Genomic DNA, 8,155 nt, shown 5'->3' on the forward strand with positions numbered 1-8,155 from the left:
GTCTGCCTGCCAGTTGATCGTCTTTCAATCCTCTTTGCATTGAGAAGGGAAACTCCTCCGGGCCGGTGAGGCTGGACGTGCTGACCTTTCAATCCTCTTTGCATTGAGAATGATTTGGTAAGATCCTTGCTCTCAGCTAAACCCACAACTTTCAATCCTCTTTGCATTGAGAATTCCTGCAAAACTCGCTCAGCTTTGGATTCCTCTCCTTGACTTTCAATCCTCTTTGCATTGAGAATGAGTTGTTTCTTCTTATCGGTTAGGATTGTCTCATCTATCTTTCAATCCTCTTTGCATTGAGAAGTGTTCTATGTCCATATAGGAGGTCGAGATCATGAAGTTGACTTTCAATCCTCTTTGCATTGAGAAACAGGACTTTCTCCGCATTGGATCTTGCTTCTGCTGTCTTTCAATCCTCTTTGCATTGAGAAACGCCTTTTTCAGACAGATAGACAACTTCAGAGACAAGCCTTTCAATCCTCTTTGCATTGAGAACTCTTCACCTACATAATCCAGAGCATATTTAAATACACTTTCAATCCTCTTTGCATTGAGAAATGGGGAGATAAGCCTAGAGAAGAGGAGACCTATTGTGCCTTTCAATCCTCTTTGCATTGAGAAATAAAAATTTATACTCGGTAGTGGTATATAATGTTCAACTTTCAATCCTCTTTGCATTGAGAAGCAGACTGCATAGGAGACTCTACCAGAGGAAATCCAGCCCTTTCAATCCTCTTTGCATTGAGAAGAATAGCAAATGAGCATGATCTATCCTTCAGCTACTATCTCTTTCAATCCTCTTTGCATTGAGAAGGTAGCACTTGAGGCTGAGAGGAAACTGAAAACAAAAACTTTCAATCCTCTTTGCATTGAGAAACCTAGCCTATCTCCTAGCTTCTTAGCTTCTCTAAACAATTCTTTCAATCCTCTTTGCATTGAGAATGCGGATTACACGGATGTGTGGATAACCGATCTTAATTTTGAGGAGAAAAGAAACAGAGCATTAAATATAGCGGGATCTCCTGTTCTGAGCCACAGCTTAATCTAATTTAAAGGTCTTCTCAATTACTGATTTTAGCATGAAAGCCACATTATCCCAGTTGTATTTGCTCTTTATCTGCTGAACATACTCCCATGTTCTCTGCTTGTACTCCTGAAGGTCATCCACTATGTCAACAGCCTTATCCACAGCTTTATCAACATCTATCTCCACTCCACCACCTACATGTATGGGATTATCAGGAAGGACATAAGAGCATCTGTAGGATTTAACAAGCGAAAATTTTGGAAGGTATTCAGCCCATGAACCGCCTTCAGGAGCTATTACAACAGCCCTCCTAGCCAAAGCCTCTAATGAGCACATTTCAAATCCCCCGCCTCGTGAGAACATGGGATATATGTCAGCCAGATCGTAGAGGGCTATCTTCTGCTCTGTGCTGAACCATCCCCATACATCTATTCCATTGAACTTCTTTCCCTCTATCCAAGGGACAGGAGTAACAACAATCAGCACAACATTGGGTCTCTCCTTCTTTAATTTTTGATACCATGAAAATACCAAATCCATACCTTTGCGATAATCACTATGAAGCAAAAAGAAGAGGGCATATATAAGGTTTTCCCTTCTCTTCTTCTGAACTAATGCACTGAAGTGAGCCATGGGATTAGGTGGCATCTCATAGAACTCCTCATCCAGACCGTGAGGTATTGCATATACGGGTTTTCTAACACCACTATCAATAAATGATTTTCTGGAGAACTCGGATGGAACTATTAAAGCATCAGCATACTCAGTAAGGTGAACTGCATGCTCAGATATTCGATCGGAATCTGCAACATCTATGCCAATGACACCAGATGCTAGAGGCAACTGCCTTCCTATACTTCTTTCATAAGCCTGAAATGGATAGAAAAAGGGATGAAAAATGAGGAAAGGATGGGTTTCCAAATATAAAGTGGGAATTGTCCTCTCCTCTACCTCCTCTATGTGCATGCCAAGCTTTCTCAGATGATGAACATGTCTCCAGCCTACAATGCTCCATGATACCCTCTTGAACATCGGATAGACATACCATATCGATCGCATCTCACCACTGTATTATCTTGATGAAAGCGGGATCTGTTGAGTTGTCGTGAACGTTTGTATCTCTTATTGCCAGATTATCGACTATTTTATTCTCTGTTAAATTGGGTCTTATCCTGTAGATGTTGAGGTAGCCAGAGGTAGGTGCTGTTGAGCATGACACGGAAACTGTTATGTAGGGCATATATGTGGAGTTGTCAGGAGTAAGCGTTTTAGCATAAGTTGAGTTCTTAGCTACTGTAAATGCTGAGAGTATGTTTATAGATTTCGCTAATGCAGGCTCTCTGTTTCCCTTTATCGTAATTGAGACATCCTGATCCAGAGAGTTGTCAACAAATATTGTTATGTAGCGGAACATCTGTATTATTGTGTCAACACTATTCTTGAGGTCATCTAGTGCATCTATCACCAGATTCCACTCGTCAGGTCTTATTACAGCTACACCTTTCTTTGTCAGCCCTATCCATGTCATCTTGATCCCTTTTTCACTTTATGCCCAGAGACTCAAGTAGCTTTTTCCTGCTCTCCTCTATATCTTTTACAAGCTGTTCTGCTTGCTTCTTTGTCTCCTCAGCCATTTTGTTCAGATCTTCTATCAGTTTGTTTATGTCTGGAGCCTCTGGTGCTTTAGATGACTCAGCAGTCCTCTTCTTCTCCAAATCTTTCAACGGCTTAACGCCCATCATCTCGCCCTCCTTGCTGATAACCTCTCAAACCTTAATTGTGCTGTCTTTATTATTAAAGTTTTCTCATCATCGCTCAATCCAAATGTCTTGAGTGAGTCAAGTTCTTTGTTGAGGAAGTCATCCCCTATAATGCCATTTGCGTATGAGGTTATGAGCTCGGTTATGTATCTGCCAACCATTCTCCATGCCTTTCTGTTTCTTATAAGATTCAGGTAGTAGGATTCCCATACCGATGGGAGCTTTCTTATCTCGAATATCATGTCCATTATCTTCTTGTAGTCATAGATGTAGAGGCAGTCTGTAACAGCACCTCTAACAGAGGGAACGACATAGGTAAATGCCCTTACATAGGAGCCTAAGTTTATTGTCTGGTTCAGCACGTTTAACTCTTTCTGAGAGTAGCCTATTGTTGATAGCATCGAGTTCATCTGGTTTATAGTCTCAGTTGGGATCTGGGTCAGCTCTGATATTCTTATGAAGACCGATAGCAGTCTGTTTACATCATCCCTTAGCTCTCTAGCTAGATAGTACTTTGTCCATATATTTGCCCATTTGCTTGGTATATTTCTTATCTGTAATACTTCAGGTACTAAACTCCATGTTTCTGGAACATATTCTATCAGAGTAGCAAGTGTTGAGAGAGCAGGTGTGTATCCAGCACCATGCTCTCTCTCCTCTCCTTTCAGAACATCAAGGAACTGCTCCATTTTACCTATGACATAGTACATGACGAACTCATCTGGAGTTATACCGTAGGATTGTAGTAGCTCTTTGTTCGCATCGTATATCGACAGCAGTTGATCTCTCTTATCTTTTATGTCAAGCACCTGTATTATCCTCTCTGGAGTAGCACCTAGTCCAAATGCATTGTATATCCTCGTCCTCAACAGAGTGAGCTCATCTGCTATGGGCTTTCTCTTGAAGTAGATCTCCCAGTATTTCCTCTCCCATTCAGGAAATGCAAATACCTCAAGCATTCTATCAACTATCTCAGATGCCTCAGGAACAACATCCATCATAACCCCATACGTAACGGGTTGAGGAACGTATGGTCTAGCCTTAGCCTCAACCAATGCCTTAGCAACATCCTCTGATAATCCCAGATCCAGAAGCTGTTTCAATGCCTCTTTTTCGGTTATCACCCTCCTCATGAGCCTTGAAAGTATTGCATTAGCCTTTGTCTCCCTTATGAATCCCTCCAGCAGTACCCTTGATGTCTGCAATAGCAGAACTTCAGCGACAGGAGTTTCCCTTATCGTGCCTATTATGTCGTGAACCCACTGAGCCATCTCATCAAAGCTTATGTAACCTCTCTCAAACCTACCTAAAGCTCTCCACAGGAAGTACCTAGCGTAATACCTAGCCCTGTCTATTGTCTCGAACTCTCTTATGTATGATGCAATCTGCTTGTACAGCTCAAGCCAAGGCTTGTCAACTGCTAAGGTCATCTCCTTTCCAGTTATCGACTTAACAGCATCCTTGTAGAACTTGTTGTTGAGGTCATCGACAAACTGGTATATTATCTCAGATATTTCTCTGGGCTTGTACTCCTGAACCTTTGTAACCACTTTTGTTATAGTTTCTGCTGTCTGCTGTGATGCCCTGTACTGTTCTAGTGTAGCTTTCATCCTTTCGGGCATCTTTGACAGAACATCCCCGTAAATCGACATGTATTGATCAAAATCTGATTTTGTCGGAGCGAAAACATAAGCCCTTATCGATGACATTACAAGAGACATCAGCTCTCTTAACAGAAGATCGGCTCTATCCATCACACTTCTTAGCTCTAGGAATTTCCTTTCTGCAGGAAGGAACCTTACAGGAACGTTTATCCACTTGTCTTTTTCCCATTTCAGGTTCTGTATGTCAAACCATGCCACTTTAAATGAGGCAGTGAAGAAGCCTGAGAGCAGATCCTCAAGTTTAGGAATATCGAGGAATCCCCGCTCATATAGGTTTATGAAACCAGTCCTCATCAGTGTTCTCTCGTCTGCTAGAGCGTTTATTGTCTCTGCAACCGCAGTTATCGGAACCCAGTCTGGATGCAATCCAGTAGCCTGTAGCGTCCTGCAGAAGTGAGATAAATCCATAGTTATCTTTTCGTTTTCAGCTTTGTTATCGAGCAATGCTATATTTATCTCCCTGACTGGGGTTTCGAAATTCTTCACTTTCTCAGATATAAGCTCGTATAGAGCCCATCTCACGAGCCACCTCTGATCGATCTTTGTGGGTATGTCTGCAACAGTATCGGTCATTATGTAGTTGTCTGATGTGAAGCCGAAGATCCATGAATGACGGGCATAGTCTAACCACTTCATATAAGCTGAGAAAGCTCTTATCAGGGTTTCATGTTCAAAGTTGAGCTTGAATGGGATCTCAGGCATATATGCCCCAAGTGCAAAGGCTTCATCCTTTGCATTCTCCCAGTCATCCTTTGAGGGATAGAACCACAGCAGACCAGATATACCTCTTACTGTGAAAGTCCACAATCTTTCAGGTGGTGGATACTTGAAGTGATACAGGTAGTACATGTATGCAATATCTGGATGCATGCCCCTAGCTAGTGCAAACTTTGCAAATCTAGGTAACGCCTCTTTAGCTGTCTCATCAGCCTTCATGAACATATCCCTTATCATCATCCTCACAACATCCGTAAGAGAAGGAAGCTCATACATCAATGAAACGGGTATTATCCTCTCATTGCCAAACCTATCTGTTAATGTGATGTATCCCTGTTTAGCCTCTTCTTCAAATTTCTTTAACAGAGCCACATCTAGTGCTGATGATTTGCCTACCTTAGTTGTAAATGTCTTTATCTGCCAGTCTGGATAGCCAAGATATTCAAGCATCCACTCAAGGTTTTTCACTATTTCATCAGAGAAGAGGTACCTCTTTGTAGCCTCCAACGATGCTCTCAGGTCTGGTCTTGACAGGGGGACATCACCAAGATTGAGAGTTCTGAAATACTGTTTTACAGCAAATCTGTATGAATTAATTAGAGCAAAGTTGAGAGATAAAAGACATCCTTCTAACCATCTCTCTGTAAATAGCCTTGGATATTCGGACATAAGCTTAGCCAGTACACCGATCCAGTACTTGATAGAACCAGCTATATGTAGCTTTATGCTACCGCCAATCCCAATAGGTCTTAAGCTTATTTCTATCTCCTTTTTCCACTTCTTTAGTAATTGGTTTATTGACATCGGAACACCAGCGGCAATCCTTATTGGAAGTGCCCAGAGCATGGGAGAGATAAATGCCGCAAAGAACACTCTATTTATAGTAGTGACTCTTTCCTTTGTCCCTACAAGCATTTTTATCATTTCCTCGACAGGAGATGGACTTCCTGACTGTACCAGAGTTCCAAATATGGATGCGAAAGCATCTGCTATAGGTGTAGCTATGGCTCTACCAATGCTGAAGAGGGATGTGAAAAGCTTTGTCTGTATTGATATAAAACCAGATGCAAGAGCCTCAGCACCCTTTGCGAGTGTATCCCAAAGCGATATAAGACCTGCTTTTATGGAATCAAAGATCCAGTTGAGAGCTTCCCATACCTTATCCTTGATCCAGCCAAACCCCTTCTTTATATACCCATAGGAATCCTTGAAGAACTCTATTACATTCATAGCAAATGTCTTAAGACCATCTATTATCTTCTTCAGAGGCTCAGGCAACTTATCATATATCCACAGGAATACACCTAAAGCCCATTCCTTCAGCTTACCCAATGGATCTTTTGTGAAGTCAGCAAACCATTGAGCGACATCCTTTATCTTTTCCCAAGCCTCTTTCATGAAGTCAGGAAGGTGATCCCAGATCCACTTTCCCATGTTCTCAAATGCACTCCTTATGGAGCCAACAGGATCTTTGAAAAATCCAGCAACAGCATCCTTCAGAGCGTTAAGAGCATCCTTTATTGCATTAATTCCGCCTTTTATCTCCTCAGGGAGATGGCTCCATATCCACTCCCCCAATTGCTGTAGTCCTTTCCAGGGATCTGTTACGAAATTGTATGCACCTTCAGCAAACTTCTTAAGGGTTTCAAGAGCCCCCTGTATTTGTGGTGGAAGCTTAGACCAGATCCACTCACCTATAGCCTGCAAGGCACCTAGCAAGTTTCCCCAAGGATCTTTGAGGAAGTTGACAACACCCTCCTTTAGAGCGTTAAGAGCATCTCCTATCATCTTTAATGCATTCTTTATGAAGTCTGGAAGGTGATCCCAGATCCACTTTCCGATGTCGGATAGAGCCTTTGTTAGTGTCCCCCAAGGATCTTTAAGGAAGCTTTGTATAGCATCCCCTATTCCTTTTATTGTATTTATAAGATTGTTTATGAAATCCCCTATCCTTTGGATAGGAGCAAAGAGCATGGCAAAAGCATTTGCGGCATTAAGAAATCCCTGTCCAAGCTGTGTCAATGTCTTTGGAGCCTCCTCTAAGAAGTTTTTAGCCCAGTCAGGAAGGTGATCCCATATAAAGCCTGCTATGTCTGATACTACCTTCTTTATCGAACCAAAGGGATCTTTGAAGAACTCCTGAAGCTTAGGCAATTGCTCAGATACAAACTTTGACAGTATATCAATACTGCCCCTTATCATATCGATGAAGCCTTTTATCATATCTGGTATCTTTGCAATTCCAGAGACAACAGCAGTTACAAAATCCTTAAGTGGAGCAAACATCTGCACTATGTTTGATATGTACTCAGGAATTGCCTTAACCGTATTAACAATGTTCTGCACTACACCGCCTATTGCTGATCCAACTGATTGAAGTATGTTTGTTATTGCACTAAGAGCGGATCTGCCAGTCTCAACTATTGCACTAACAATTGGTTTTAAAGCATTCATTATCGCATCAAGACCAGACCTTATTCCAGTCATCACGGAATCTATCAAACCCTTTATTGCACCCATTCCAGATTGTATAAAGCCCATAAAGCTCTGAACCCCAGACTGGACAGCCGAGCTAAAGGATGACAGAAGATTGGATATAGCAGATCCAGCAGATGAGAGAAGGTTTGACAGACCAGATGCTATGTTTGACACTATGTTTCCTATGTTTGACACCATTCCTGCCAGAGAGGAGCTTATTGATGTAACAATACCAGACAGAGAGCTAGCTATTGATGAGACAATGGATCTGAGGGAAGAGCCTATCGATGACACAATGTTTGATACCGAGTTGACCAAGCCTGTTAATGCAGAGCTCACTGATGAGACTATACCAGATAAAGCTGAGCCTATTGAGGACACAACAGATCCAATAGCACTTGCGGCATTTGATATAGCGTTCTGTAGAAAGCTAGCCGCATTTGAAATAACAGATGAGATCCAGCTAGCCGCATTTTTAACGAAGTTTATCGCATTATATATGGCATCCA

5 protein-coding genes and 1 CRISPR repeat array are annotated in these 8,155 nt (G+C 41.9%); of the genes, 1 reads left to right on the forward strand and 4 read right to left on the reverse strand.

The window, feature by feature from the left end:
* Positions 1-21 precede the first annotated feature (21 nt).
* A CRISPR array of direct repeats spans positions 22-942; the repeat unit is 25 nt; unit sequence CTTTCAATCCTCTTTGCATTGAGAA.
* Positions 943-1,039: 97 nt separating this feature from the next.
* Genes D6D85_RS10025 through D6D85_RS10040 form a run of 4 tightly spaced genes read right to left on the reverse strand, consistent with a single transcriptional unit; the run spans position 1,040 to position 7,709 of the window.
* Positions 1,040-2,086, reverse strand: coding sequence for a glycosyltransferase (locus D6D85_RS10025; protein WP_125671907.1), 1,047 nt, complete (start codon positions 2,084-2,086; stop codon positions 1,040-1,042).
* A 1-nt stretch (position 2,087) separates the two neighbouring features.
* The gene (locus D6D85_RS10030) at positions 2,088-2,555 is read right to left on the reverse strand and encodes a hypothetical protein (protein WP_125671908.1); all 468 of its coding nucleotides are present in this window, start codon (positions 2,553-2,555) and stop codon (positions 2,088-2,090) included.
* A gap of 13 nt (positions 2,556-2,568) precedes the next feature.
* Positions 2,569-2,769, reverse strand: coding sequence for a hypothetical protein (locus tag D6D85_RS10035; protein WP_125671909.1), 201 nt, complete (start codon positions 2,767-2,769; stop codon positions 2,569-2,571).
* Positions 2,766-7,709, reverse strand: coding sequence for a hypothetical protein (locus tag D6D85_RS10040; protein ID WP_125671910.1), 4,944 nt, complete (start codon positions 7,707-7,709; stop codon positions 2,766-2,768). The genes D6D85_RS10035 and D6D85_RS10040 overlap by 4 nt, the downstream gene beginning before the upstream one ends.
* 49 nt (positions 7,710-7,758) lie before the next feature.
* Between D6D85_RS10040 and D6D85_RS10045 the strand changes: the two genes are divergently transcribed.
* Positions 7,759-8,155, forward strand: a 397-nt coding sequence (locus D6D85_RS10045; RefSeq protein WP_133308309.1) for a hypothetical protein, incomplete at its 3' end; no start/stop codon positions are given.

Source organism: Candidatus Methanodesulfokora washburnensis (genome assembly GCF_003947435.1).
Classification (GTDB): domain Archaea; phylum Korarchaeota; class Korarchaeia; order Korarchaeales; family Korarchaeaceae; genus Methanodesulfokora; species Methanodesulfokora washburnensis.

Coding starts and splice junctions, on each gene's coding strand:
- D6D85_RS10025 (WP_125671907.1), bottom strand. CDS start 2,086: ATGCGATCGATATGGTATGTCTATCCGATGTTCAAGAGGGTATCATGG.
- D6D85_RS10030 (WP_125671908.1), bottom strand. CDS start 2,555: ATGACATGGATAGGGCTGACAAAGAAAGGTGTAGCTGTAATAAGACCT.
- D6D85_RS10035 (WP_125671909.1), bottom strand. CDS start 2,769: ATGATGGGCGTTAAGCCGTTGAAAGATTTGGAGAAGAAGAGGACTGCT.
- D6D85_RS10040 (WP_125671910.1), bottom strand. CDS start 7,709: ATGGGCTTTATACAATCTGGAATGGGTGCAATAAAGGGTTTGATAGAT.